General features: G+C 66.2%; 22 protein-coding genes, 4 tRNA genes and 1 pseudogene. 17 read left to right on the top strand and 10 right to left on the bottom strand.

Annotated elements, in window-relative coordinates:
* Positions 1 to 283 precede the first annotated feature (283 nt).
* On the top strand, positions 284 to 712 hold the full coding sequence (locus HWX22_RS13550; RefSeq protein WP_059524561.1) for a hypothetical protein: 429 nt from the start codon (positions 284 to 286) through the stop codon (positions 710 to 712).
* Between the two features lie 125 nt (positions 713 to 837).
* Here the strand turns inward: HWX22_RS13550 and HWX22_RS13545 are convergent, their stop codons facing one another.
* Genes HWX22_RS13545 through HWX22_RS13535 form a run of 3 tightly spaced genes read right to left on the bottom strand, consistent with a single transcriptional unit; the run spans position 838 to position 2,857 of the window.
* Positions 838 to 1,986, bottom strand: coding sequence for an enoyl-CoA hydratase/isomerase family protein (locus tag HWX22_RS13545; RefSeq protein ID WP_175908296.1), 1,149 nt, complete (start codon positions 1,984 to 1,986; stop codon positions 838 to 840).
* Positions 1,987 to 2,017: 31 nt separating this feature from the next.
* Positions 2,018 to 2,356: a multidrug efflux SMR transporter gene (locus HWX22_RS13540; protein ID WP_034186989.1), complete on the bottom strand. Its 339-nt coding sequence runs from the start codon at positions 2,354 to 2,356 to the stop codon at positions 2,018 to 2,020.
* A 3-nt stretch (positions 2,357 to 2,359) separates the two neighbouring features.
* Positions 2,360 to 2,857: a heme-degrading domain-containing protein gene (locus HWX22_RS13535; RefSeq protein WP_059524536.1), complete on the bottom strand. Its 498-nt coding sequence runs from the start codon at positions 2,855 to 2,857 to the stop codon at positions 2,360 to 2,362.
* A 215-nt stretch (positions 2,858 to 3,072) separates the two neighbouring features.
* Here HWX22_RS13535 and HWX22_RS13530 point away from each other — a divergent pair.
* From HWX22_RS13530 to HWX22_RS13500, 7 genes are all read left to right on the top strand, one after another.
* A tRNA-Met gene (locus HWX22_RS13530) sits at positions 3,073 to 3,149 on the top strand.
* Between the two features lie 172 nt (positions 3,150 to 3,321).
* Positions 3,322 to 3,867 carry an NUDIX hydrolase gene (locus HWX22_RS13525; RefSeq protein WP_059532907.1) on the top strand — a complete coding sequence of 182 codons (546 nt, stop codon included), beginning with the start codon at positions 3,322 to 3,324 and terminating at the stop codon, positions 3,865 to 3,867.
* An 11-nt stretch (positions 3,868 to 3,878) separates the two neighbouring features.
* Positions 3,879 to 4,643, top strand: a complete 765-nt coding sequence (aat, locus tag HWX22_RS13520; RefSeq protein ID WP_059532910.1) for a leucyl/phenylalanyl-tRNA--protein transferase — start codon at positions 3,879 to 3,881, stop codon at positions 4,641 to 4,643.
* A gap of 33 nt (positions 4,644 to 4,676) precedes the next feature.
* A complete protein-coding gene (locus HWX22_RS13515; RefSeq protein ID WP_175915802.1) occupies positions 4,677 to 5,507 on the top strand; it encodes an arginyltransferase in 831 nt (276 codons plus the stop codon).
* A 178-nt stretch (positions 5,508 to 5,685) separates the two neighbouring features.
* Positions 5,686 to 6,723 carry a quinone-dependent dihydroorotate dehydrogenase gene (locus tag HWX22_RS13510; RefSeq protein WP_059532916.1) on the top strand — a complete coding sequence of 346 codons (1,038 nt, stop codon included), beginning with the start codon at positions 5,686 to 5,688 and terminating at the stop codon, positions 6,721 to 6,723.
* Between the two features lie 102 nt (positions 6,724 to 6,825).
* Positions 6,826 to 7,620 carry a cystine ABC transporter substrate-binding protein gene (locus tag HWX22_RS13505; protein WP_059691782.1) on the top strand — a complete coding sequence of 265 codons (795 nt, stop codon included), beginning with the start codon at positions 6,826 to 6,828 and terminating at the stop codon, positions 7,618 to 7,620.
* A gap of 122 nt (positions 7,621 to 7,742) precedes the next feature.
* Complete coding sequence (locus HWX22_RS13500; protein ID WP_059818112.1) at positions 7,743 to 8,435, top strand: amino acid ABC transporter permease; 693 nt, start codon at positions 7,743 to 7,745, stop codon at positions 8,433 to 8,435.
* A gap of 62 nt (positions 8,436 to 8,497) precedes the next feature.
* On the opposite strand, the gene HWX22_RS13495 is transcribed toward HWX22_RS13500, so the two are convergent.
* The 6 genes from HWX22_RS13495 to rnr all read right to left on the bottom strand — a co-directional run bounded on the left by HWX22_RS13495 (position 8,498) and on the right by rnr (position 15,719).
* On the bottom strand, positions 8,498 to 9,484 hold the full coding sequence (locus HWX22_RS13495; RefSeq protein ID WP_175915801.1) for a Gfo/Idh/MocA family oxidoreductase: 987 nt from the start codon (positions 9,482 to 9,484) through the stop codon (positions 8,498 to 8,500).
* A gap of 101 nt (positions 9,485 to 9,585) precedes the next feature.
* Positions 9,586 to 10,302: a FadR/GntR family transcriptional regulator gene (locus tag HWX22_RS13490; protein WP_059691784.1), complete on the bottom strand. Its 717-nt coding sequence runs from the start codon at positions 10,300 to 10,302 to the stop codon at positions 9,586 to 9,588.
* Positions 10,303 to 10,585: 283 nt separating this feature from the next.
* Positions 10,586 to 11,278 carry a ribose-5-phosphate isomerase RpiA gene (gene rpiA, locus HWX22_RS13485; protein WP_059818109.1) on the bottom strand — a complete coding sequence of 231 codons (693 nt, stop codon included), beginning with the start codon at positions 11,276 to 11,278 and terminating at the stop codon, positions 10,586 to 10,588.
* A 107-nt stretch (positions 11,279 to 11,385) separates the two neighbouring features.
* The gene (locus tag HWX22_RS13480) at positions 11,386 to 12,258 is read right to left on the bottom strand and encodes an N-acetylmuramoyl-L-alanine amidase (protein WP_175915800.1); all 873 of its coding nucleotides are present in this window, start codon (positions 12,256 to 12,258) and stop codon (positions 11,386 to 11,388) included.
* 103 nt (positions 12,259 to 12,361) lie between these two features.
* Positions 12,362 to 13,105, bottom strand: a complete 744-nt coding sequence (rlmB, locus tag HWX22_RS13475; RefSeq protein WP_059467602.1) for a 23S rRNA (guanosine(2251)-2'-O)-methyltransferase RlmB — start codon at positions 13,103 to 13,105, stop codon at positions 12,362 to 12,364.
* Positions 13,106 to 13,256: 151 nt separating this feature from the next.
* Complete coding sequence (rnr, locus tag HWX22_RS13470; RefSeq protein ID WP_059532933.1) at positions 13,257 to 15,719, bottom strand: ribonuclease R; 2,463 nt, start codon at positions 15,717 to 15,719, stop codon at positions 13,257 to 13,259.
* A gap of 249 nt (positions 15,720 to 15,968) precedes the next feature.
* On the opposite strand from rnr, the gene HWX22_RS13465 reads away from it, so the two are divergent.
* From HWX22_RS13465 to HWX22_RS13455, 3 genes and pseudogenes are all read left to right on the top strand, one after another.
* Positions 15,969 to 16,055, top strand: a tRNA-Leu gene (locus HWX22_RS13465).
* A 310-nt stretch (positions 16,056 to 16,365) separates the two neighbouring features.
* Positions 16,366 to 16,506: pseudogene (locus HWX22_RS13460) on the top strand (aliphatic sulfonate ABC transporter substrate-binding protein); the annotation flags it as partial.
* Positions 16,507 to 16,616: 110 nt separating this feature from the next.
* Positions 16,617 to 16,703 (top strand) — tRNA-Leu (locus tag HWX22_RS13455).
* A 198-nt stretch (positions 16,704 to 16,901) separates the two neighbouring features.
* Here HWX22_RS13455 and HWX22_RS13450 read toward each other — a convergent pair.
* Complete coding sequence (locus HWX22_RS13450; protein ID WP_059532936.1) at positions 16,902 to 17,465, bottom strand: flavodoxin family protein; 564 nt, start codon at positions 17,463 to 17,465, stop codon at positions 16,902 to 16,904.
* Between the two features lie 416 nt (positions 17,466 to 17,881).
* On the opposite strand from HWX22_RS13450, the gene HWX22_RS13445 reads away from it, so the two are divergent.
* The 6 genes from HWX22_RS13445 (at position 17,882) to HWX22_RS13420 (ending at position 24,287) form a co-directional block, all read left to right on the top strand.
* Positions 17,882 to 17,968: transfer RNA gene (locus tag HWX22_RS13445), tRNA-Leu, on the top strand.
* A 334-nt stretch (positions 17,969 to 18,302) separates the two neighbouring features.
* Positions 18,303 to 19,550, top strand: coding sequence for an ROK family protein (locus HWX22_RS13440; RefSeq protein WP_175915799.1), 1,248 nt, complete (start codon positions 18,303 to 18,305; stop codon positions 19,548 to 19,550).
* The gene (locus HWX22_RS13435; protein WP_175915798.1) at positions 19,537 to 21,090 is read left to right on the top strand and encodes a sugar ABC transporter ATP-binding protein; all 1,554 of its coding nucleotides are present in this window, start codon (positions 19,537 to 19,539) and stop codon (positions 21,088 to 21,090) included. The genes HWX22_RS13440 and HWX22_RS13435 overlap by 14 nt, the downstream gene beginning before the upstream one ends.
* 40 nt (positions 21,091 to 21,130) lie before the next feature.
* Positions 21,131 to 22,168 (top strand): ribose ABC transporter permease, encoded by a 1,038-nt coding sequence (locus HWX22_RS13430; RefSeq protein WP_059532942.1) that lies wholly within the window; start codon positions 21,131 to 21,133, stop codon positions 22,166 to 22,168.
* Positions 22,169 to 22,254: 86 nt separating this feature from the next.
* Entirely contained in the window at positions 22,255 to 23,199 is a 945-nt protein-coding gene (locus HWX22_RS13425; RefSeq protein WP_059818101.1) for an ABC transporter substrate-binding protein, read from the top strand.
* A gap of 137 nt (positions 23,200 to 23,336) precedes the next feature.
* Positions 23,337 to 24,287: a carbohydrate kinase gene (locus HWX22_RS13420; RefSeq protein WP_175908284.1), complete on the top strand. Its 951-nt coding sequence runs from the start codon at positions 23,337 to 23,339 to the stop codon at positions 24,285 to 24,287.
* Positions 24,288 to 24,314: the final 27 nt, after the last annotated feature.

Below are 24,314 nucleotides of genomic sequence, written 5' to 3'. Positions count from 1 at the left end.
CGTCGCGAATGAGCGACGCATGCATGGTGTGCGTTCGAATCGGGATGGCTCGCCGGTCAGGCCGTGCCGCGGGCGAGTACGCGATTGCACGGCTGTTTCTGGGAAATCAGTCTATGGATCGCTGCAGGGCTTTGGAACGATTTTTTTGAGCTTAGGTTTTCCGCTTTCGTGATTAGCACGACGCTCCAGCGAATATCGCGTCGGCCGGGCCCTATAATGACGCACCTATCCGAATAACTTCGCGCGGACGGCCCCGCCGGCCGCGCCTGCAATGCACTCATCGATGCAGAAAGTCATCCTGCCGTTCCTGTCCGGCTTCCTGGCCGCCCTCTTCTTTCGCGAAGCGACGCTCGCGCTCCTGCATACGGCCGACCTGATCGCCGCCGCCGGCTTCTCCACACAACCGTTCGCGCCGCTCGGCATTCCTGAATTTGTTGCGAACGCATTGATCAGCGCGTGCTGCGCAATTCCGATGGCGTGGCTGCTGCGCGTGACGCCGGACCGTGAGGCGCCGTGGATCGGCGCGCTGGTGTTCGGCGGCATCGTGCTGACGGCCGCCCGCGTGTTCGCGATCGATCCGCTGCGCGGGATCTGGCCGTCGGGCAACATGATGCCGGTGCTCGCCGCCGGTTTCGCAGCGAACGCGGTCTGGGGCTTCGGCGCGCTCGTGTTCATGCGCGCGTTCATGTCGGACGACGCCGGCGACGAATAACGCACGTCTTGCCGCGAGGCCCCCGGCCCACTGCCCGCCGAGCCGGATCGGCATCCTCGAATGAAAAGGCCGCCTGCACACAATGCAGGCGGCCTTTTTGCTTTTCGCGTCGAAACCGCGGTGCGTCAGTCCTTCAAATTGCGCAGCGGATGCGTGTCGGGCGTCCACGGGCTGTCGAACATCGCGAGCACGTCGGCGCGGTCGATATCGGCGATCGACTTGAAGCGCCAGGCCGGCTGATGGTCCTTGTCGACGATCAGCGCGCGCACGCCCTCGATCACATCGCCGTGCGCGAACGTCGAACGCGTGAGGTCGAGGTCGCGCCGCAGGCAATCGGCCATCGTCGCCCCGCGCGCCCGTTCGACGACTTCGAGCGACACGGCCATCGACAGCGGCGACAGCTGGCTGCGCATCGCATGGGTCGCCTTCTCGACCCATCCGTCGACCGCGGCGCAATCCTGCTCCGCGTCGAGCGATGCGAGGATCGCGCCGATATCGGCTCGCGCGAAATGACGATCGATCCCGACGCGCGCGTCGGCCAGCGCCGACGTGTCAGGCGTCGGCACGACCTTGTGCGACGCGGCCGCGTCGGCCACGCACGCGACGGCCTGCGCACCGCTGTCGATGCGCGCGCTGCGCAGCGTATCGAACAGCGCCGGCAGCGCGGCATCGGGCAGGTACACGTCGGCGAGCTGTGCATACAGTGCGCCGGCCGCGTCGAGCGTCGCGCCGGTCACCGCGAGATAGCGGCCGATTGCACCCGGCGTGCGCGCGAGGAACCAGCCCATCCCGACATCGGGAAACAGGCCGATGCGCGTTTCGGGCATCGCCATCTTCGTCGAGTCGGTGACCACACGCAGGCCGCCCGTATGCCGTGCCGCCTGCGAAATGCCCATGCCGCCACCCATCACGACACCGTGCATCAGCGCAATGTACGGTTTCGGATAGGTGAAGATCGTATGGTTGAGCGTGTATTCCTCGATGAAGAACGTGTCGACCACATCGCGGTCACCGCGCTGCCACGCGTCGTGGAAGAAGCGCACGTCGCCACCCGCGCAGAACGCGCGAGGATGCGGGCTGTGCACGACGACGGCGACCACGTCGGCGGCGTCGCGCCAGGCATCGAGCGCCTGCTGCATCAGCCGGATCATTCCCACCGACAGCGCATTCAGCGCCTTCGGCCGGTTCAGTTCGAGATAGCCGATGCGGTTCGCGACATACGCGCGAACGTCGGGCTGGGCGGATTCCGCGGAAGCGGAAATGGAATCGGTCATGTGAGCCATCCGGCGTATCGCGGGCGCACGCTCAGTGCGCCTGCATCTTCGAGAACAGGTTCAGCACCACGACGCCCGAGATGATCAGCCCGAGGCCGATCACGGCCGGCAGGTCCGGCACCTGGCGATAGAGCAGCATCGCGACGAGCGTGATCAGCACGATGCCGGCACCCGACCACACGGCATAGATGATGCCGACGGGCATCGTGCGCAACGTGAGGGACAGACAGTAGAACGCGATGCCGTAACCGGCCACGACGAGCGCCGACGGCCAGAAGCGCGTGAAGCCGTCCGCCGCGCGCAGCGCGGACGTGCCGACCACTTCCGCGACGATCGCGATCGCGAGCCATGCGTAACCCGGAAGCTGCATCGCTCAGCTCCTTGCAAGTGCCAGCACGGCATAGTTCTGCCCAAGCTCGGCGCACAGCGCTTCGACGACGAACTCGTGATCCGCGCGCTGCGGCAGGCCCGATGCGGTGATCGATCCGATCACGCCGGCCCCCGCGACGGTCAGCGGAAACGCGCCGCCGTGCGGCGAATATTCCGAGATCGGCAGTCCGTGCTTGTCGGCGAGCGTGGCGCCGGCCTGCTGCATGCGCAGGCCGATCGCATACGAGCTGCGGCGGAAATGCGCGACGACGTTGCGCTTGCGGCGCACCCAGTCGGCGTTGTCGGGCGTCGCACCGGCGAGCGCCGCATAGAACAGCGGCTGGCCGAACGTGACGATGTCGATCGCGATCGCATGGCCGCGCGACGTCGCGAGCGCATGCATCCGGTTGCCGAGCGCCCAGGCACGAGCCGGGTCGAAATGGGGAAACACGAGCGCCTGTTCCTGCGCGCCGATCGATTGCAGATCGTGAGCGATGTCCATGAATCCGTCGATGCAGTAGTGAGTGTTGCAACGGCACCGACGCAATTCGCGCGCGACTCCGCTGCAGGAATGAACGACACAAGCAAACCGCTCGATTCTAGCTCACGCGCCTGCCGTACCGGCCCTGCAAGCGCCCCGCCGGCGATTGCGACGCGATTGTCAGAAAGTGCTTGCAAGCATTCTGGTTAGTCCATATAATTCATTTCTTCGACGGACGCGGGGTGGAGCAGTCTGGCAGCTCGTCGGGCTCATAACCCGAAGGTCGTAGGTTCAAATCCTACCCCCGCAACCAACGTCCCGATTCATGCAAAAAGCCCGGCTCAACGCCGGGCTTTTTGTTTTTCGGCGCCCGATTCCGCGCATCGCACGTTGCGCTACGCGCCGCACGCCGCACGCATGCGCGCGCGTTCAAGAATGCCCCGCCCCGGTGATACACTCGCATCACCTCGTCCCTTCCACTCGACATGAAATTCTGCTCCGTCTGCGGTCACGAAGTCATCGCGCGCATTCCTCAGGGCGACAACCGTGAGCGCTTCGTCTGCGATCACTGCGGCACGATCCATTACCAGAATCCGCGTAACGTGGTCGGCACGGTGCCAGTCTGGGGCGATCAGGTGCTGCTGTGCCGCCGCGCGATCGAACCGCGCTACGGCTTCTGGACGCTGCCGGCGGGCTTCATGGAGATGGGCGAGACGACGGCCGAGGCCGCCGCGCGAGAAACGCTCGAGGAGGCCGGCGCACGCGTCGAGGTGCAGAACCTGTTCACGCTGCTGAACGTGCCGCACGTGCATCAGGTCCACCTGTTCTATCTGGCACGGCTCACCGATCCGGCTTACGAGGCCGGCGAGGAAAGCCTTGAAGTCAAGCTGTTCGACGAAGCCGACATTCCTTGGGACGAAATCGCGTTCCCGACCGTCAGCCAGACGCTGCGCTTCTTTTTCGCCGATCGCGCCGCCGGCGACTACGGCGTCCATACCGGCGATATCTTCCGCTCGCTGCGCAACGGCTGAGCCCGCGCCCCATGGTCCCCTGGCTCGGCCCGGACGATCCGTTTCCGCCCATCGAACGCGCGCTCGGTCCGGCGACCGGCGCGCCGGGGCTGCTCGCCGCGAGCGCCGACCTGCTGCCGTCGCGACTGATCGAGGCCTACCTGCGCGGCATCTTCCCGTGGTATTCGGACGGTCAACCCGTGCTGTGGTGGAGCCCCGACCCGCGGATGGTCCTCGTGCCAGCCGAATTCAAGGTGTCCCCGTCGCTGCGCAAGACGCTTCGGCGCGTGCTGCGCGACCCCGCATGGGAAGTGCGCGTCGACCACGACTTTCCTGGCGTGATGCGCGCGTGCGCGCAGGCGCCGCGTCGCGGGCAGCGCGGCACCTGGATCACGGCCGAAATCATCGACGCGTATACGTCGCTCTATCGTTCCGGCAACGCGCACAGCATCGAGACGTGGCATGACGGGCGCCGCGTCGGCGGCCTATACGGCGTCGCGTTCGGACGAATGTTCTTCGGCGAATCGATGTACGCGGATGCCACGGATGCGTCGAAGATCGCACTGGCGACGCTCGTCGCCCATCTTCGCGAGCAGGGGCTGGAGATGATAGACTGCCAGCAGAATACGTCGCATCTAGCGTCGCTCGGCGGCCGCGAGATCGCACGCAAGGCCTTTGTCGCTCACGTGCGCCGCGCGGTAGCCGAACCGCCGATTCCGTGGCAGTTCGACAAGCGCGCGCTCGCCGCGCTGACGGGCCCTGCAGAACCGGCCGCCCCCTCCGGGATCGAGCGCTAGCGCGGCACTCCCTCCCTGCATCGAGAGCTGCCCATGACTCACCCGACTGAGCTGCCGCTTTCACCGCTTTCGGCGCTGCAATTCTATGCAACGGCGCCCTATCCGTGCAGCTATCTGGACGGCCGCGTCGCGCGCTCGCAAGTCGCGACGCCGAGCCACCTGATCAATTCCGACATCTATACCGAACTCGTGAAGGCCGGCTTCCGGCGCTCGGGCGTGTTCACCTATCGTCCATACTGCGACGGCTGCCGAGCCTGCGTGCCGGTGCGCGTGCCGGTCGGCGCGTTCACGCCGTCGCGCACGCAACGTCGGATGTGGAAGCGGCACCGCGCGCTCGTCGCGACGGTCTCGCCGCTGCACTACGACGAGGAGCACTACGCGCTCTACATGCGCTACCAGTCGGCGCGCCACGCCGGCGGCGGCATGGATCGCGACAGCCGCGACCAGTACGAGCAGTTCCTGCTGCAGAGCCGGATCAATTCGCGCCTCGTCGAATTCCGCGATCTCGACGCGCCGGGCGGCGAGCCCGGCAAGCTGCGCATGGTCAGCATGATCGACATCCTCGGCGACGGGCTGTCGTCGGTCTACACGTTCTTCGAGCCGGACGACCAACACGCGAGCTACGGCACGTACAACATCCTGTGGCAGATCGAGCAGGCGAAGAGCCTCGGCCTGCCGTACGTGTATCTCGGCTACTGGATCCGCGAGAGCCCGAAGATGGCCTACAAGGCAAACTTCCATCCGCTGGAAGGGTTGCTCGACGGCCGCTGGAAAGTACTCGATCCGGATCGGGTCGACCTGCCGCCGGTCGACGCGGCACTCGCCCGCGCGCCGCTGCCCGGTGGACATTCCGGGTCGGGCTGACGTAAACGTCACCGCGTGGTTGCTCGCGAGCGGCGAGCGCCCGTCCCGCTCATGAAGCGGCTGGCGCGCGGCGCGGCAACCGTCGCCGCGGGCCGCTACGAAGCGAAGCCCGCCCGTGCCGCGCAACTCCCGGTAAAATAGCGGGTTGTCATTCATTCCGGCTGTCCGCCCAATTCCCGTGTTCAGTTCCCTCTATCCGCTGGCCCGCGCATCCCTGTTCAAGATGGATGCGGAAGACGCTCACCACCTCACGCTGCGCGCGCTCGGCGCGGCCGGCCGTACGGGCCTCGCCTGCGCGCTGTCGTCCCGCGTGCCCGATGCGCCGCGCACCGTGATGGGGCTCACGTTCCGCAATCCGGTCGGCCTCGCCGCCGGCCTCGACAAGGACGGCGCGGCCATCGACGGCCTCGCGGCGCTCGGCTTCGGCTTCATCGAGGTCGGCACGGTCACGCCGCGGCCGCAGCCGGGCAACCCGCGCCCGCGGATGTTCCGTCTGCCGCAGGCGGAAGCGCTGATCAACCGGATGGGCTTCAACAACCACGGCGTCGACCAGTTCGTGAAGAACGTCCAGGCGGCCCGCTATCGCGGCATCCTCGGCCTGAACATCGGCAAGAATGCCGACACGCCGATCGAACGCGCGGCGGAAGACTATCTCTACTGCCTCGAGCGTGTGTATCCGTTCGCGAGCTACGTGACGATCAATATTTCGTCGCCGAACACGAAGAACCTGCGCCAGTTGCAGGGCGCGGGCGAGCTCGATGCGCTGCTCGCCGCGCTGAAGGACAAGCAGCAGCGCCTCGCCGACCTGCACGGCAAGCTCGTGCCGCTCGCGCTGAAGATCGCGCCCGATCTCGACGACGAGCAGGTCAAGGAAATCGCCGACACGCTGCTGCGCCACAAGATCGAAGCGGTCATCGCCACCAACACGACGTTGTCGCGCGCAGCCGTGCAGGGCCTGCCGCACGCCGACGAGGCCGGCGGCCTGTCCGGCCGCCCGGTGTTCGACGCATCGAACGAAGTGATCCGCAAGCTGCATGCCGAAGTCGGCAGCGCGGTGCCGATCATCGGCGTCGGCGGCATCTTCTCGGGCGAGGACGCACGCGCGAAGCTCGCGGCCGGCGCGTCGCTCGTCCAGCTGTACACGGGCTTCATCTATCGCGGGCCCGCGCTCGTCGCCGAATGCGTGAAGGCGATCGCACGCGATCGCGCCGCGTAATATAGCCATAAACAAACGATATTTAGCAGCCGATTGTATTTTTGCTATGATCGGCCTCACATTCAGAATCAAGCGCCCCGCTGGGGCAAGGAAGCCCACACGATGAAAATTTCGCTGCTGAAGAAGCTGCTGGTCGCCGGCCTGATCGGCACGTCGTTCGCTGCCGCCACCGCGCATGCGGCCGACCTCCTCGACCAGGTGAAGCAACGCGGCACGCTGCGCGTCGGCCTCGAAGGTACGTTCCCGCCGTTCAACTCGAAGAACCCGCAAGGCGAACTCGTCGGCTTCGACGTCGACATCGCGAAGGCCGTCGCCGCGAAGCTCGGCGTGAAGGCCGAGTTCGTCACGACCGAATGGAGCGGCATCATCGCGGGCCTGCAGGCCGGCAAGTTCGACGTGATCGCCAACCAGGTCGGCATCACCGACAAGCGCAAGGAAACGCTCGACTTCTCGCCCGCATACACGTATTCGTCCGCGCAGCTGATCCAGCGCAAGGACGACACGCGCGAGTTCAAGTCGCTCGAGGACCTGAAGGGCAAGAAGCTCGGCGTCGCGCTCGGCACGAACTACATGGACATGGCGAAGTCGGTGCCCGGCGTCGACGTGAAGACGTACCCGGGCGCGCCCGAGTACCTGCGCGACCTCGCGGCCGGCCGTCTCGACGCAGCGCTGAACGACCGCCTGATGCTCGCGTACCTGACGAAGAACTCGCAGCTGCCGCTGCGCCCGGGCGCAAACGTCGGCTCGGCGAACCCGTCGGGCATCCCGTTCAAGAAGGGCAACCCGAAGTTCCAGAAGGCGATCGACGACGCGATGACGCAACTCGCAGCCGACGGCACGTTCACGAAGATCTCGGACAAGTGGTTCGGCATCGACGTGACCAAGCCGATCAAGTAAGCACGCCTCTGTTTCCCGCCTGACGGCGGGCCGGAAAGGGCGGCATCCGAAACGATGCCGCCCTTTGTTTTATCGGTCCGGTTTATGATTGCGCTTTCGCGCACGCATTCGCTTCGTATTCCATGTCGACAACGTCCCTGCTCGTCCAATCGCTGCCAGTGCTCGCCCAGGGTGCCGTGCTGACCGTCAAGTTCGCCGTGCTGTCGATGGTGTTCGGCCTGCTCGGCGCCGTCGTGCTCGCGATGATGGGCATCCGGCAAAGCGAGGCGCTCGAAGGCTTCGAACGCATCTGGGTCAACGCACTCGCGTGGCTCGCACGCGCATACGTGAGCCTGATGCGCGGCACGCCGCTGCTTGTGCAGATCTTCGTCATCTATTACGGGCTGCCGAGCCTCGGCATCTCGCTCGATCCGACGCCCGCCGGCGTGATCGCGCTGTCCGCGAACGTCGCCGCCTACATGTCGGAAAGCATGCGCGGCGCGATCAATGGGATTGCCCGCGGCCAATGGCTGGCCGCATACAGCCTCGGGCTGTCGTGGGGGCAGACGCTGCGCTACGTGATCGGACCGCAGGCATTGCGCATCGCGGTGCCGAGCCTGTCGAACAGCCTGATCAGCCTGATCAAGGACACGTCGCTCGTGTCGGTGATCACCGTGACCGAACTGCTGCGCAGCGCGCAGGAAGTGATCGCGGCGACCTACCAGCCGCTGCCGCTGTACCTGGCCGCCGCCGCTGTCTACTGGGTGCTGTGTCAGATTCTCGAATGGGTCCAGCGCTGGTACGAAAAGCGCCTGTCGCTGCCCGCGCGGCACTGAACACGGAATCCCTCGCCGGGCCGCGATCGCGCGCCCGGCTCCCGCCTTCTCTTCCTTTCCGCTTACTCGCCCGAATAGCGCACGCCGAGTGCCGCACGTGCGGCGTCGGTCATCGCGATCATTCGGCGCGAGTGGTCGTGCGTCATGATCGGGCTCTCGAGCTCGCCGGCGCGCAGCAGGTCGCAGAAATGTGCGGTCTCGTAGTTCAGGCCGCCGCCGTCGGCCGGCGCATCGAGTTCGACCGTGCGTCCGTCCGCATAGCGGATCGTCGCCCGCTCGGGGTTCCACCACTTCTCGTGAATCGTCACGTGCCCGCCTGCGGCGGCGATCAGCGCGTCACCGCGTCCCATCACGTCGAGCCCACAAAAGAGCTGCGCGATGCCGCCGTTCGCGTGACGGCTGTTCAGGCTCGCGAACACGTCGACACCCGTCGCGCCGATGCGGCCAAGCGTCTGCACGTCGACCGCCGCGCCGAGCCAGTCGACCGCGAGAAACGCTTCGTAGATCCCGATGTCGAGCAGCGCGCCGCCGGCGCGGTCGAGTCGATAGACGGAATGATCGTCCGGCACCGACGACGATGCGCAGCCCGCGCGCACGAGCCGGATTTCGCCGATCGGGTCGTCGTGCAGGTGCGCGCGCAACTGACGATACAACGGAAAGAACGGCGGCTTCATCGCTTCCATGAAGAGCCGTCCGGCAGCGCGTGCCGCATCCAGCACGGCGTCGAGTTGCGTCGCGTTCAACGTCGCGGGCTTTTCGCACAGCACGGCCTTGCCGGCGGCGAGCGCCGCTTGCGCGTAGTGCGCGTGACTGTCGTGGAGCGTCGCGATATAGATCGCGTCGATGTCGCTCGCGAGGAGCGCGTCGAGGCTGGCGGCAGGCGTGCCGCCGCAGCTGTCGCTGAAGGCGGTTGCCGCGTCGGCGCGGCGTGCCCATACGCCGGCGAGCGTGGCACCCGGCACGTGAGCGAGGCTTTGCGCGAATCGGCGTGCGATGCTGCCTGCGCCGACGATGCCGAAGCGCACCGGGCGGTTGTCGAGGTCGTTCATCCGGATCTTCCGTGTCGGTCGTATGACGGGGGCCGGCACGCTGCCGGCCGGCCGTCATGATAAACGGCCCGCCGGCGCACGGATAAGCGACGCGCGCCGATTCAGGCGCGCACGGGCACGTCGACGGAGAAATCGCGCGAAATCTCGTCGGCGCTGAAATCGATCAGCGCGAGCGATGCCGCTTCGGCTTCGCGCGGATCGCGGCGTTCGATCGCGTCGACGACGCGCGCATGCGCCTTCACCGCGACGTCGTGCGCACCGTCCTTCTGCGCGACGCGCGGATTCACGAGACGCACCGCACCGCGCACGATGGCCGCCATCTGCTGGAAGAACTGGTTGCCGCTCGCCTGAACGATTCGCGTGTGCAGCAGCTCGTCCGCCGTGTCGTATCCGGGGTCGCCCGGTTGCAACACCTTGAACGCTTCGAATGCCTCGCGAATGCCCGCGATGTCGACCGCCGTCGCACGAACGGCCGCCTGCGCGGTCGCGCGCGGTTCGATCAGCATCCGGAATTCGATGACGTCGCGCATGAACTGCGGATCCGGCTTCGCACGAAACCGCCAGCTCACCACGTCTTCATCGATCATGCGCCAGTCGCGCATCGGTCGAACGCGCGTACCGACTTTCGGACGCACGTCGAGCATGTCGCGCGCAAGCAACATCGACAATGCTTCGCGCATCACCGTACGGCTCACGTCGAACTCTTTCGACAGCACGTCCTGCGGCGGCAAAATGCCGCCGTACTTGTCTTCGACGATACCCGCGACAAGCCCATCCATCACTTTGGCGACCAGTGACCGGTCTTTGCCCTGCTCCATGACACCTCCCCGTGCGTCGATTTGCGAACACCTGCTCCGCAGTTCCGCCGGCCCTGGTTACGACTGTTCTTATGATCTATAAGTTGATGAGTTCGGGGATATTTCGCTATCTGGTAAACACCTGACAGGGTTATCCCTCTTTTTGACGTGGTGATTTATAAGGCTTCAAAAAAAGCCCGGGAAGCGCGCTGCGCTTGCCGGGCCGGGCTTTCGGTCGAATTTAAACATGCAATCCATTACGGCATCCTGACGCCATTACGGACTGCTTCTCATTCAGTTTCGATTAATCGGGATAAACGATCGTCTCAACGCCGTTTGCCGTGCCGAGCAGACACAGATTCGCGCCGCGCTCGGCGAACAGGCCAACCGTCACGACGCCCGGCCATGCGTTCACCTGCGCTTCGAAACCGCGCGGATCGGCGATCTGCAGCCCCTTCACGTCGATGATTTCGTTGCCGTTGTCGGTGATGTACGGCGTGCCGTCCTTCGTCACGCGCAGCACCGGCACGCCGCCCAGCGCGGTCAGGCGCCGGCCGATCGCCGTGCGCGCCATCGGCACGACTTCGATCGGCAGCGGGAATGCGCCGAGCACCGGCACGCGCTTGCTGCCATCCGCGATGCAGACGAACGTATCGGCCACCGACGCGACGATCTTCTCGCGCGTCAGCGCACCGCCGCCGCCCTTGATCATCGCGCCGCTTGCGTCGATCTCATCGGCACCGTCGACGTACACCTGCAGCGATTCGACCTCGTTCAGGTCGAACACCTTGATGCCGTGGGACTTGAGGCGTTCGGTCGTCGCGATGGAGCTCGACACGGCGCCGCGGTAGCGCGATTTAACGGCCGCGAGCGCGTCGATGAAGCAGTTCGCGGTCGAGCCGGTGCCGACGCCGATCACGGCGCCTTCCGGCACGTTCTGGATCACATAATCGGCGGCCGCCTGGCCGACCAGGCGTTTGAGTTCGTCTTGAGTCATGGGGTGGGAATACAGCGGGATTGCGGAAAACCGGCAGTTTACCGGACTCGGATGACGACCCGGGCTTTTTCGGCGCGTATTGCGGCGCCTCGCGCGCCGATCGATCGTCAGGGCGCGCCGGTTACGGCACCGTCCTCGGCCGGCGGCGTGCCGGGAAAATACTTGTCGAGCAACGCTTGCGCGATCGCATCGGTCCCAGCGTCCGGGTTGCCCGCATAGTCGGATGGCCGGAAATGCATCTGAAACGCCGCGAATACGCGTTGCGTGCGCGCGTCGAGCACGCCGTCGGTCGGCACGTCATAGCCGTAGCGTGCAAGCTTCAGCTGCAATTCCCGCACGTCGACGAGCGCGTGCGGATCGCGGCCGCCCAGTCGCGCGGCCACGGTCGCATCGTCCGGCCACGCGCCGACGCCGGCTTGCGCGAGCGCATGCCACGGGAACAGCGGCCCCGGATCGATCTTGCGTTGTGGCGCGATGTCGCTGTGCCCGACCACGCGCGTCGGCGGAATTCCGTAGCGCGCGACGATGTCCTTCGACAGGCGGATCAGCGCATCGACCTGTTCGGGCGGATACGGCTGCCACGTGCGGTTTTGCGGATCGAGCGGGCCGCGATTCACGTTCTCGATGCCGATCGACGCCGCGTTGAGCTCGGTCGTGCCCTGCCATTCGCTGATACCCGCATGCCATGCGCGTTTCGATTCGGGAACGAGCTGGTAGACGACCGGCATCCCGTGTTCGATGCGTGGTTGCGGCGGCACGACATAGTGCGCGCTGACCGAATCGCCCGTCAGCGTGCGCAGCGATTTCGCTTCGTCACTTTCGGTGTAATGCATCACGAGAAAGCGGATCCGCGAATCGGCGCCGCGCGCTTGCAGGCTCGTATCGGCGTAGTAGGTGCCGCGCCCGACCAGCGACGGCGATGCGCAGGCGGCCAGCAGGCCGAGGATGGCGCACGATGCGCCGAGGCGAAACAGGGTCATGGTCCGCGAGTTCCGGGAGCCGCGTGCCGCGCGCAATCGCGGCACACGTCGTTCGGGTCGTGACGGCCCGCGCATCGCGCGAGGCCGCGTGCGTCAGCCCGTGTCAGCCCTTCACGCGCCGCTGCCGCACCGCTTCGTACAGGCACACGCCGCTCGCGACCGACACGTTCAGGCTTTCGACGCTGCCGGCCATCGGGATGCTCATCACTTCGTCGCAGGTGTCGCGCGTGAGCCGGCGCATGCCTTCGCCCTCCGCACCCATGACGATGGCGACAGGGCCGTCGAGCTTCGTGTCGTACAACGTCCCCGGTGCCTCGTCCGACGTGCCGATGATCCACACGCCTGCCTCCTTCAGCTCGCGCAGCGCGCGGGCGAGGTTCGTCACCGTGATGTACGGCACCGTGTCGGCCGCGCCGCTCGCGACCTTCGCCGCGGTCGCGTTCAGGCCAACCGCGCGGTCACGCGGCGCGATCACCGCATGCGCGCCGGCCGAATCGGCGACGCGCAGGCATGCGCCGAGGTTGTGCGGATCGGTGACGCCGTCGAGCACCAGCAGCAGCGCCGGGCCCTGGATGCCGTCGAGCAGCTCGGACAGGTTCTGCGCGAGCGGAACGTCCTCGACGCGCGCGACGACGCCCTGGTGGCGCTCGGTATGCGCAAGGCCCCACAGGCGGGTTTCGTCGGCTGCGATCAGCCGCACGCCCGCTTCCTTCGCGGCGTGCAGGAAGTCCTGCATGCGGCGGTCGCGGCGCGTCTGGTCGTACAGCACCTCCGCAACCGTCGACGCATCGTGCCGCAAACGTGCGGTCACCGCATGAAAACCGTAAAGAACCTTCAGACGTGACATGACTGGAACAACCTTCGATCAAACGTGCGGCCGCGCGATGGGCGCAGCCGCGATCCATGGAAAAGGAAAGCGCCGCGTTGCCGGCCGGTGACCGGTAGAACGCGGCGTCTCTCGATACTGCAGGGGCGTGTGCATGCACCGCCCCGAACGCTCAATACTTCTTGCGGGCGTGTACCTTCTTCGCGGCCGTCTTCGCCGCCACGCCGCCCTTCTTCTTCGCGGCACGCGCGGCACGCGCCTCCTTCACCGCGACGGTCGGCGCGCTCGCCGCCTTCTTGCGACGCGGCGCGGCTTCCTCCACCGGCGGCAACGAGCGCACGCGCGGGCCGCCGCGATCGTTACCGTTACCGGCGACAGCCGGTGCCGGTACCGTACGCGGCGCCTTCACCGGCGTGTCGCGCACGAGGCGGAAATCGATCTTGCGCGCGTCGAGATCGACGCGGCTCACCTGCACGCGCACACGATCGGAGAGGCGATAGCGGATGCCCGTACGCTCGCCGCGCAGCTCGTTCTTGATCTCGTCGTACTGGAAGTAATCCGAGCCGAGTTCCGTGACGTGCACGAGCCCTTCGATGAACAGCGTATCGAGCTGCACGAAGATGCCGAACGACGTGACGCCGTTCACCATCCCACCGTACTCCTCGCCGAGCTTGTCGCGCATGAAGTAGCACTTGAGCCAGGCCTCGACGTCGCGCGACGCTTCGTCGGCACGCCGCTCGTTCGCCGAGCAGTGCAGGCCGAGTTCTTCCCAGATCGCGGTGTTCGATCGCGAACGGCCGCGCGCTTCGTCGTCGGCCTGTTGCATCGCGCGGGCGCGCGGCGACAGCGCGGTGTTCAGCTCGAAACCTTCCGGTGCCTTCGGCACGTACTTCTTGCCCGACAGGATCGAGTAGATCGCGCGGTGCGTGAGCAGGTCGGGATAGCGGCGGATCGGGCTCGTGAAGTGCGCGTACGCCTCATACGCGAGACCGAAGTGACCGATGTTGTCCGGACTGTAGACGGCCTGCTGCATCGAGCGCAGCAGCATCGGCTGCAGCATCTGCGCGTCGGGCCGGTCGCGGATCTGCGCCATCAGCGCGGCGTAGTCGCTCGCATGCGGCTTGTCGCCGCCGCCGAGCGACAGGCCCATGCCGCGCAGGAACGCGCGCAGGTTCTCGAGCTTCTCCGGCGTCGGGCCTGCGTGCACGCGATACAGGCCCGGGTGCTTGTTGCGCTTCAGGAAGTCGGCCGCGCAGACGTTCGCGGCCAGCATGCATTCCTCGATCAGCTTGTGCGCATCGTTGCGCTGACGCGGCACGATCTGTTCGATCTTGCCCTGCGAGTTGCAGACGATGTACGTCTCGGTCGTGTCGAAATCGATCGCACCGCGCTTCTGGCGGGCGGCGAACAGCGCCTTGTAGACGCCGTACAGATCCTGCAGGTGCGGTAGCAGGTCCGCGCGGCGCGCGGCCTCCGGCCCCTTCGTATTCGACAGCACGGCCGCGACTTCGGTGTACGTCAGGCGCGCGGCCGAATGGATCACCGCCGGATAGAACTGGTACGCCTTGATCTCACCGCGCGCCGTAATCACCATGTCGCACGCGAGCACGCAGCGGTCGACCTGCGGATTCAGCGAGCACAGCCCGTTCGACAGCTTCTCCGGCAGCATCGGGATCACGCGGCGCGGGAAATAGACCGACGTGCTGCGTTCCAGTGCGTCGGCATCGAGGCCGTTGCCCGGCTGCACGTAGTGCGACACGTCGGCGATCGCGACGATCAGGCGGTAGCCGTCGCCGCGACCGACCTTGGTCGGCTCGCAGTAGACGGCATCGTCGAAGTCGCGGGCGTCCTCGCCGTCGATCGTCACGAGCGGCACGTCGCGCAGATCGACGCGGAACCGCAGGTCGGCCGGCCGCACCTTGTCGGGCAGCGCGGCGGCTTCATCGAGCGCCGGCTGGCTGAACTCATGCGGCACGCCGTACTTGCGCACCGCGATCTCGATTTCCATGCCCGGATCGTCGATGTCGCCGAGCACTTCGACGACACGGCCGAGCGGTTGCGAATGGCGGCTCGGGAAATCGGTCAATTCGACGACGACGACCTGCCCGACCTTTGCCTTCTTCACGTTCTGCGTGATCAGGATGTCGTGGCCGATGCGCTTGTCTTCGGGTGCGACGATCAGCGCGCCGTTCTCGTTGAGCAGGCGGCCGATCACGCGCTTGTTCGCGCGCTCGGTGACTTCGACGACATGGCCTTCCGGGCGGCCGCGGCGATCGTAGCCGACGATTCGCGCGAGCACGCGGTCGTTGTGCATGACCTTCTGCATTTCGCCGTTCGGCAGGAACAGGTCGTCCTGGCCGTCGTCGCGGATCACGAACCCGTAGCCGTCGCGATGCCCCTGCACGCGGCCGGCGACGAAATTCGACGGATGGGTAAGCTGATAGTGGCCGCGCTTGTCGAGGCGGATCTGGCCGTCGCGTTCCATCGCGGCGACACGCCGGAAGAACCCTTCGCGCTCCTGGCGCTTGATCGACAACGCTTCGGCAATGTCGTTGGCTGCCAGCGGCGCGTCGCTCGTACGCAGCACGCCGAGAATTTCTTCACGGCTCGGAATGGGGTACGGATATTTGCTCAAGGGTTTGTCGATGATTGTTCTCGTTGCGTTGACTGATGGTGCACGGCATCAACATAGAAGTGTCCGTCAGACAGTTCTATAGTGACGGCGGCGGATCATTCTATCACCCGCCTGTGCCGCCAAATGACGCGAATGCCGCGTGCGGGCGCCGCAGCGGCCGGTTTGCGGTGCATCGCAAAAAAGTGTTGACACAATTAATTGGGGCGCTATAATTTCGCTTCTTTGCAGCAAGCAGCTACTGCAAAACGTGCCCAGGTGGCGGAATTGGTAGACGCACTAGGTTCAGGTCCTAGCGGTGGCAACATCGTGGAGGTTCGAGTCCTCTCCTGGGCACCATCTGTTTTTGAAAAGGTCGGCTTTATGCCGGCCTTTTTTCATTTCAAGCCCCGCATTACGCGCGCTGGCCGCGCCATATGCTCGTCACGCCGATTGATAGCAGAATTGATCGGTGATCGATTGCCCTCCCCGTTGGTACTACGTTAGCCGTCTTGCTTTCAACGAATCCAGCGAGGAACGCGATCCATGACGTCGATGCACCCGCCGCACGTTCGCACGCGCGATGCCGGCCGCCGGCATCCCGGCGCACGCCGAGAATTCGCCATACACGCTGCGCATCGGTCGACACGAATCCCGCCGTGAGGATTCCGTAGTCCCTCAGAACGTCGGTGAGCAGCAGAAGATCGCCGATACGTTTCGCGCAGCAGGTTTGCTGCATACCCGCGTCGACACAGCTGATGCGCTGCGCAGGAATTTCGCGGCAACGCGTGCAAATCCGATCCGCGCGTGACGCCCCGAACATGCGACGCGCGAAATTTTTATGGCCGTCGCATAAATTGTATTGACAGGCTTTCAAGACACGCTAGAATAGCGGTCTTCGCATCGCAGTAAGCGAAACGTGCCCAGGTGGCGGAATTGGTAGACGCACTAGGTTCAGGTCCTAGCGGTGGCAACACCGTGGAGGTTCGAGTCCTCTCCTGGGCACCACTTATTTAAGAAAGGCCGGCTTTTAGCCGGCCTTTTTCTTTTTCAGGCTCGGAAGGACGCAAAGCACTGCGCGCTTTGCATGAGGGTTCGAAACGCTGCGCTTGCAAGCGCGGCTCGGGGGGCACCGCCCGCGTTACCAAGCACCCCCTCCGCTTTCCAGAAACGGACGACCCATCAAGACCCGCCCGGCTGTCGACGTCAGGCGCCGTTCCAGCGTTTCGCGGCAATCGCGACACGCTCGCCCAGCACTTCCGCCGTCTTGCGATCGCTCTCGAGAATCGCATCGCCGCCCTCGTCCGCATTTGCCTGCGCCATCGCACCGAGGAACGACCCGAGCCGATTCAGATCGTTGACCGAACCCGCACTGCTGTTGTTGCCGGGCATCAGGCCGAGGCTGACCCACAGCATCTGATGCTGGGCAGCGAAAACCGCCAGTTGTTGCAGCGTCGAGAGCTTGTCGCCGCTTTGCGAAGCCGACACCGTGAAACCGGCCGCCAGCTTGTCACGCCACTTGCCCCAATGCTTCGACGATGCATCCATGAAGCCCTTGAACTGAGCGGACGCACTGCCCATGTAGGTCGGCGAGCCAAAGATGATCGCCTTCGCATCGCGCTCCAGGTACTCCCAGTGTTCGTCGATCGCGTCGACGGGGATCAACTTGACCGACGCGCCATCGACTTTCTCGACGCCGCGAGCAACTGCGTCCGCAATAACGGCTGCGTGGCCGTAGCCGCTGTGAAAAACCACTGCAATTTCAGACATGACGAACTCCTTGACGCGGACCGTTCCGCAATAAACGTTACCGTTACAGTAACATAAAAATCGCGATACAAGCGACCCACCCAGAGGTGCCGCACGCGTCATTGCGTATCGGCGTTGCGCGATGCACACGGGCAATCGTTGCGATCGCATCCTGTAGCCGCGGGGGCAGCGCGCACGACAGGATGTCGTCGACAATAATTTCTCCGGCGACAAACGTGAATGCGCATTCAGGAAATTTGCTCGATCCTTTCCGGCAGTAATTCCTCGCACCCGCATCGACCGGTCAATGTCTTCAGACGCGACGAATCAGGCGCGCCCTTTTTCTCACCGGTCCAAACGATCGCGCAAAAATCTGTTGACACGCCCTTCAGTCACGCTATAATTGCGGTCTTTCGCGATGCAGCAAAGCGAAACGTGCCCAGGTGGCGGAATTGGTAGACGCACTAGGTTCAGGTCCTAGCGGTGGCAACATCGTGGAGGTTCGAGTCCTCTCCTGGGCACCATCTGTTTTTGAAAAGGTCGGCTCTATGCCGGCCTTTTTTCATTTCCGGCTCCAGAATCCCTGCGGGCGCGCTTCCGCTTTCGCCGCGGCCGCAGCGCAACTCACCCCAGCCCGCCAACACGCACCGAGTGCCGACTCCACGCCAGCCTCGTGCGCGGAGACAATCACTTCGCCACCCGTGATCCGCCCCCAGCCTTGCCCACCAGCATCGATCCCCGCCCCAGAGGCAAAAACCGGGATTTCCCTAGGCTGACACGCCGCCGCTCACGCGGTTAAATAAATCAACGTGATTTATTTAATGCGTCGCAACCGACGCGCCCATGGAAGGAGACGCCATGAGAAGCCCGCACATCGGCCAGGGAAGCAACTCGGCCAACGTGCGCCGTTACAACGAGCGCCTGCTGTTGAAGACGCTGCGCCGTGCGGGTAGAGCATCGAAGGCCGATCTCGCCCGTCTCGCGAACATGACGGGCACGGCGGTCGGCAGCATTATCGCGTCGCTCGCCGATGCGAAGCTGATTGCGTTCGCCGGCCGCACCGAAGGCCAGCGCGGCCAGCCGGCATCGCTGATCCGCCTCGATCCGCGCGGCGCGTTCGGCATCGGCGTTCATCTCGACCGGATGCGCATCGAGACGGCGCTCGTCAATTTCGCGGGCGACGTGCTCGGCCGCCGCTCCCACGACACGCTGCTCCCCCCGCCCGCCGACGTGCTCGACATCGTGCGACGCGACATCGATGCGATGCAGGATCTGCTTCCCGCGCATGAGCGCGCGCGCCTGGCGGGCGTCGGCGTCGCGCAACCGTACAACCTCGGCGCATGGATGCGCGAGCTCGGCCTCGCGCCCGACACGTTCCGCGCATGGGAAGACGTCGACTTCGCGAGCGACCTCGGGCGCACGCTGTCGCTGCCCGTGTTCGGCGAAAACGACGGCAACGCGGCCGCGATCGCCGAACTGTTCTACGGGTACGGCCGGCAGTGCGACGACTTCGTCTACCTGTTCATCGGTCCGGCGATCGGCGGCGGCATCGCGATCGACGGCGACTGCCTGCGCGGCGTGACCGGCAATGCCGGCGACATCGCCGTGATTCCCGTCCCGCCGAGCCGGCTGGCCTCCGCGCCGCCGCCGCGCGGCCCGTGGGACATCCTGCTCGCCCGCGCATCGCTGCATGCGCTCGTGCGCCACCTGCGCCATCACGGCGAGACGGTCGAGAACCGTGCCGATCTCGAGGCCTGCATCGCGCGCGGCCTGCCGGCGGTCGACGAATGGATCGACGACTGCGTCGACGCACTCGCCCCGGCATTGCGCGCGGTGCTGTGCGTCGTCGATGCGCCGGTGGTCGTGCTCGATGCCGATACCGACGCCGGCCTGCTCGATGCGCTGACGACCCGCCTGCGCGCGGCGCTCGTCGCCACCGCGCCGGAAGCGCGCGGCACGCCGACGCTCGTGCGCGGCACGTTCGGCGCCGACGCCGGTGCGATCGGCGCCGCGACGCTGCCGATGTTCTTCAACTTCTCCCCGCGGGCCGGCATCCTCAAGGGCGCCCGCACCGAATCGCAGGAGGTCAACCATGTCGCGTTCTGAGTCGCCCCGGCCGCTGCTCGAGATGCGCCGGATCAGCAAGACGTTCCCGGCCGTGCGCGCGCTCGACAACGTCAGCCTGACCGTCTATCCGGGCGAGATCCACTCGCTGATGGGCGAGAACGGCGCGGGCAAGTCGACGCTGATGAAGATCCTGTCGGGCGCGTACCGCGCCGACGCCGGCGGCGAAATCCTGATCGACGGCGAGCGCATCGACGTCGATGGCCCGCTTGCCGCGCGTGATGCGGGCGTCGCGGTGATCTACCAGGAGCTGTGCCTCGCACCGAACCTGACGGTGGCGGAAAACATCTACGTCGGCCGCGAACTGCGGCGCGGCAACCGGCGCTGGGGCACCATCGACCGCGCGGCGATGGCGCGCGGCTGCCAGGACGTGCTCACACGTCTCGGCGCCCCGTTCGGGCCCGACATGCTCGTCGGCACGCTGTCGATCGCCGAGCAGCAACTCGTCGAAATCGCGCGCGCCGTGCACACCCGCGCACGCATCCTGGTGATGGACGAACCGACGACACCGCTGTCGTCGCGCGAGACCGAGCACCTGTTCGGCCTGATCCGCCAGCTGCGCGAGGAAGGTCTCGCGATCATCTACATCAGCCACCGGATGGCCGAGATCTATGAATTGTCCGACCGCGTGTCGGTGCTGCGCGACGGAGCGTACGTCGGCACGCTCGAGCGCGAATCGCTGTCGGCCGAGCGGCTCGTCGCGATGATGGTGGGCCGCGACATCTCCGGCTTCTACAAGAAGGAACATGCGCCGTACGACCCCGGCCACCTGCTGCTGTCGGTACGCGACATCGCCGACGGCGACCGCGTGCGCGGCTGCAGCCTCGACCTGCATGCGGGCGAGGTGCTCGGCATCGCCGGGCTCGTCGGCGCGGGCCGCACCGAGCTCGCGCGGCTGATCTTCGGCGCGGAACCGCGCACGCGCGGCGTCGTGAAGCTGGGCGATCGGACGTTCGGCGCGCATTCGCCGCGCGACGCGATCGACGCGGGCCTCGTCTACCTGACGGAAGACCGCAAGCGCCAGGGCCTGTTCCTGGACATGAGCGTGCGCGACAACATCAACATCTCCGTGTGCAACCGCGACGCCCGGCTCGGCGCGCTCGATCTCGCACGCGGCGCCGAACGCGCGCGCGATGCGATCGCCTCGCTGTCGATCCGCGTGCCGAACGCGAACGTGAACGTCGGCGCGCTGTCGGGCGGCAACCAGCAGAAAGTGCTGCTGTCGCGCCTGCTCGAGACGAAGCCGCGCGTGCTGATCCTCGACGAACCGACGCGCGGCGTCGACATCGGCGCGAAATCCGAGATCTACCGGATCATCAACGAACTGGCCCGTGCGGGCGTCGGCGTGATCGTGATCTCGAGCGAGCTGCCGGAAATCATCGGTGTCGCCGATCGCGTGCTCGTGATGCGCGAAGGCGAGATCGCCGGCCAACTCGGCGGCCACATGCACACGCCCATCACGCAGGAAGCGATCATCGCGCTCGCCACCGGCTCGCAGGCCGAACTCGCCGACGCGCACTGACCACGGCCCCTTCATCTCCCTCTTACGTCCAGGTACCGACATGATCAACCCGACCAAGCAGCGGAACCTCGCTTCCGCGACGGCCCATCCGGTGGCCAACCGTACGCCGCTGATGCGCGGCGCCGATCATCGCGCGCGCATGCAATCGCTGATGCGCACCGCCGGCATGCTGCCGGTGCTGCTGGTTCTGTGCATCGGCTTCGGTTTCCTGACCGACGGCTTCTTCACGCTGCAGAACCTGTCGATCGTCACGCAGCAGGCCTCGATCAACATCGTGCTCGCCGCCGGCATGACCTTCGTGATCCTGACGGGCGGCATCGACCTGTCGGTCGGCTCGGTGCTCGCCGCATCGGCCGTCGCCGCGCTGCTCGCGTCGACCATCCCCGGTTGGGGCTGGCTCGGCGTGCCGATCGCGCTCGCGGTCGGCCTCGTGTTCGGCGCGATCAACGGCGGCCTGATCTCGTTCCTGCGCCTGCCGCCGTTCATCGTCACGCTCGGCGCGATGACGGCCGTGCGCGGGGTCGCCCGCCTGATCGGCAACGACACGACCGTCTTCAACCCGCAACTGCCGTTCGCGTTCATCGGCAACGGCACGATCCTCGGCGTGCCCTGGCTCGTCGTGATCGCGTGCGCGGTGATCGCGCTGTCCTGGTTCATCCTGCGCCGCACGGTGCTCGGGATGCGGATCTATTCGGTCGGCGGCAACCCTGAAGCCGCGCGCCTGTCGGGCATCAACGTGCGGGCGATCCAGCTGTTCGTGTATGCCGCGTCGGGTCTGCTCGCGGGTCTCGGCGCGGTGATGTCGGCCGCGCGGCTCTATGCGGCCAACGGCCTGCAGCTCGGCCAGTCGTACGAACTCGATGCGATCGCCGCGGTGATCCTCGGCGGCACGAGCTTCGTCGGCGGCGTCGGCTCGATCGTCGGCACGCTGATCGGTGCGCTGATCATCGCGGTTCTGACCAACGGTCTCGTGCTGCTCGGCGTATCCGACATCTGGCAATACATCATCAAGGGGCTCGTGATCATCGGCGCCGTCGCGCTCGATCGCTATCGCCAGCGCGACTCGGCCCGTACCTGACACGGATTCCTCACCATTCAACCATCAGGGCGCAGGCAGGTCCTCCTGCGCCCGTCCGCCAACGGACCTTCCGGAGACACAACGACATGTTCAAGCACAAAGCCGCCCTGACCGCCATCGCCTGCGCGCTCGCCTTCGGCGCCACCGCCGCCCACGCAGCCGACAAGCCGCTGAAATCGATCGGCGTCACGGTCGGGTCGCTCGGCAACCCGTACTTCGTCACGATCGTGAAAGGCGCCGAAGCGCGCGCGAAACAGCTCAACCCGAACGCGAAGGTCACCGCGGTTTCCGCCGACTACGACCTGAACAAGCAGTTCACGCAGATCGACAACTTCATCTCCGCGCATGTCGACATGATCCTGCTCAACGCGACCGATCCGAAGGCGATCGAGCCGGCGGTGAAGAAGGCGCAGGCGGCCGGCATCACGGTCGTCGCGGTGGACGTCGCGGCAGCCGGCGCGAACGCGACCGTGCAGACCAACAACGTGAAGGCCGGCGAGCTGGCGTGCGACTACCTCGCGAAGAAGCTCAGCGGCAAGGGCAACGTGATCATCGAGAACGGCCCGCAGGTGTCGGCCGTGATCGATCGCGTGAACGGCTGCAAGGCCGTGCTCGCGAAAAACCCGGGCATCAAGCTGCTGTCGAGCGACCAGGACGGCAAGGGCTCGCGCGAAGGCGGGATGAACGCGATGCAAGGCTACCTGACGCGCTTTCCGAAGCTCGACGGCGTGTTCACGATCAACGACCCGCAGGCGATCGGCAGCGATCTCGCGGCGAAGCAGCTGAATCGCCCGAACATCGTGATCACGTCGGTCGACGGTGCGCCGGACATCGAGGTGGCGCTGAAGTCCAACACGCTCGTGCAGGCGTCGTCGAGCCAGGACCCGTGGGCGATGGCGCAGCAGGCCGTCAACGTCGGCTACGGGATCATGAACGGCCAGAAGCCGGCCAACCCGATGATCCTGATCGAGCCGACGCTCGTCACGCGCGACAACGTGAAGGGCTACAAGGGCTGGAGCAGCCCGCGCTGATCGCGCGACGCCACCCGCGATCCCGGGCGGTGCCGGGCCACGCCGCCGTATCGCCGCGCGCGGCGCCCGGCCCTGCCCGTCCGCTCACCTCAACCGCTGCACCGCCGCGCGACACGCCGCGGCACAAGGTTTTCGACATGACGACGACGCTCCCCCGCCTGATCGTATTCGGCGAAGCGCTGACCGATTTCATCCGCGACGACGCGCAGCACTGGCGCAGCGTCGCCGGCGGCTCGTGCTGGAACGTGGCGCGCGTCGGCGCGCGGCTCGGCGTGCCGACCGCCTTCGCCGGCACGGTCAGCCGCGACATCTTCGGCGACGAACTGATGCGCAGGAGCGCTGATGCCGGGCTCGACCCGCGCTTCATCCGGCAGGTCGATCGTGCGCCGCTGCTCGCGATGGTCGTGTCGAAGCAGCCACCCGACTATTTCTTCATCGGCGAAAACAGCGCCGACCTCGCGTTCGATCCGGCCGACTTGCCCGACGGCGCGCTCGACGCGGCCGAGATCGTGCACGTCGGCTCGCTCGGCGTCGTGCGCGAGCCGCTTGCGTCGCGCCTGATCGACGTCGTGCAGGCTGCACGCGCCGCCGGCAAACGAATCTCGTTCGATCCAAACTATCGCGCGCCGATGGCCGCGCCGTCGTATCGCGCCACACTGCGCCGGCTGGCAAGTCTCGCCGACTGGATCAAGGTTTCCGACGAGGATCTGCGCGGCCTGTTCCCCGAACTCGACGAAGCCGCCGCGCTCGCACAATTGCGCGCGTGGGCGCCCGATGCGAGCGTGCTCGTCACGCGCGGCGCGGCCGGCATGCAACTCCTGCATCGCGATTCCGCGCTGTTCCAACCGGCGTTCGCGACCGAGGTCGCCGATACCGTCGGCTGCGGCGACGCCAGCATCGGTGGCTGGCTCGCCAGCCAGCTCACGCGCCCCGGCGCATCGGCCGCCGAACATCTGCGCTACGCGGCAGCGTGCGCGGCGGTCGCCTGCGCGCACGCGGGCGCGTATGCGCCGACGGCTGCCGAGGTGGCAGAGGTCATGGCAAATCCCGTGGCTGCCGAAGCGGCCGACGCCGCGCTATCGGACTAGACAGCACCGGAACGCGCTGGACGGCGC

It is taken from the genome of Burkholderia sp. BCC1638, assembly GCF_902833195.1.
GTDB lineage: Bacteria > Pseudomonadota > Gammaproteobacteria > Burkholderiales > Burkholderiaceae > Burkholderia > Burkholderia diffusa.
This window is presented reverse-complemented; position numbering and strand designations above follow the sequence as displayed.

Excerpts from the sequence above, each read along its gene's own strand:
- HWX22_RS13450 (WP_059532936.1), bottom strand. The coding sequence starts at position 17,465 with ATGTCTGAAATTGCAGTGGTTTTTCACAGCGGCTACGGCCACGCAGCC.
- HWX22_RS13430 (WP_059532942.1), top strand. The coding sequence starts at position 21,131 with ATGATCAACCCGACCAAGCAGCGGAACCTCGCTTCCGCGACGGCCCAT.
- HWX22_RS13490 (WP_059691784.1), bottom strand. The coding sequence starts at position 10,302 with ATGGAGCAGGGCAAAGACCGGTCACTGGTCGCCAAAGTGATGGATGGG.
- HWX22_RS13545 (WP_175908296.1), bottom strand. The coding sequence starts at position 1,986 with ATGACCGATTCCATTTCCGCTTCCGCGGAATCCGCCCAGCCCGACGTT.
- rlmB (WP_059467602.1), bottom strand. The coding sequence starts at position 13,105 with ATGTCACGTCTGAAGGTTCTTTACGGTTTTCATGCGGTGACCGCACGT.
- HWX22_RS13495 (WP_175915801.1), bottom strand. The coding sequence starts at position 9,484 with ATGAACGACCTCGACAACCGCCCGGTGCGCTTCGGCATCGTCGGCGCA.
- HWX22_RS13500 (WP_059818112.1), top strand. The coding sequence starts at position 7,743 with ATGTCGACAACGTCCCTGCTCGTCCAATCGCTGCCAGTGCTCGCCCAG.
- HWX22_RS13420 (WP_175908284.1), top strand. The coding sequence starts at position 23,337 with ATGACGACGACGCTCCCCCGCCTGATCGTATTCGGCGAAGCGCTGACC.
- rpiA (WP_059818109.1), bottom strand. The coding sequence starts at position 11,278 with ATGACTCAAGACGAACTCAAACGCCTGGTCGGCCAGGCGGCCGCCGAT.
- HWX22_RS13535 (WP_059524536.1), bottom strand. The coding sequence starts at position 2,857 with ATGGACATCGCTCACGATCTGCAATCGATCGGCGCGCAGGAACAGGCG.
- HWX22_RS13480 (WP_175915800.1), bottom strand. The coding sequence starts at position 12,258 with ATGACCCTGTTTCGCCTCGGCGCATCGTGCGCCATCCTCGGCCTGCTG.
- HWX22_RS13515 (WP_175915802.1), top strand. The coding sequence starts at position 4,677 with ATGACTCACCCGACTGAGCTGCCGCTTTCACCGCTTTCGGCGCTGCAA.
- HWX22_RS13425 (WP_059818101.1), top strand. The coding sequence starts at position 22,255 with ATGTTCAAGCACAAAGCCGCCCTGACCGCCATCGCCTGCGCGCTCGCC.
- HWX22_RS13525 (WP_059532907.1), top strand. The coding sequence starts at position 3,322 with ATGAAATTCTGCTCCGTCTGCGGTCACGAAGTCATCGCGCGCATTCCT.
- HWX22_RS13440 (WP_175915799.1), top strand. The coding sequence starts at position 18,303 with ATGAGAAGCCCGCACATCGGCCAGGGAAGCAACTCGGCCAACGTGCGC.
- aat (WP_059532910.1), top strand. The coding sequence starts at position 3,879 with ATGGTCCCCTGGCTCGGCCCGGACGATCCGTTTCCGCCCATCGAACGC.
- HWX22_RS13435 (WP_175915798.1), top strand. The coding sequence starts at position 19,537 with ATGTCGCGTTCTGAGTCGCCCCGGCCGCTGCTCGAGATGCGCCGGATC.
- HWX22_RS13540 (WP_034186989.1), bottom strand. The coding sequence starts at position 2,356 with ATGCAGCTTCCGGGTTACGCATGGCTCGCGATCGCGATCGTCGCGGAA.
- HWX22_RS13550 (WP_059524561.1), top strand. The coding sequence starts at position 284 with ATGCAGAAAGTCATCCTGCCGTTCCTGTCCGGCTTCCTGGCCGCCCTC.
- HWX22_RS13505 (WP_059691782.1), top strand. The coding sequence starts at position 6,826 with ATGAAAATTTCGCTGCTGAAGAAGCTGCTGGTCGCCGGCCTGATCGGC.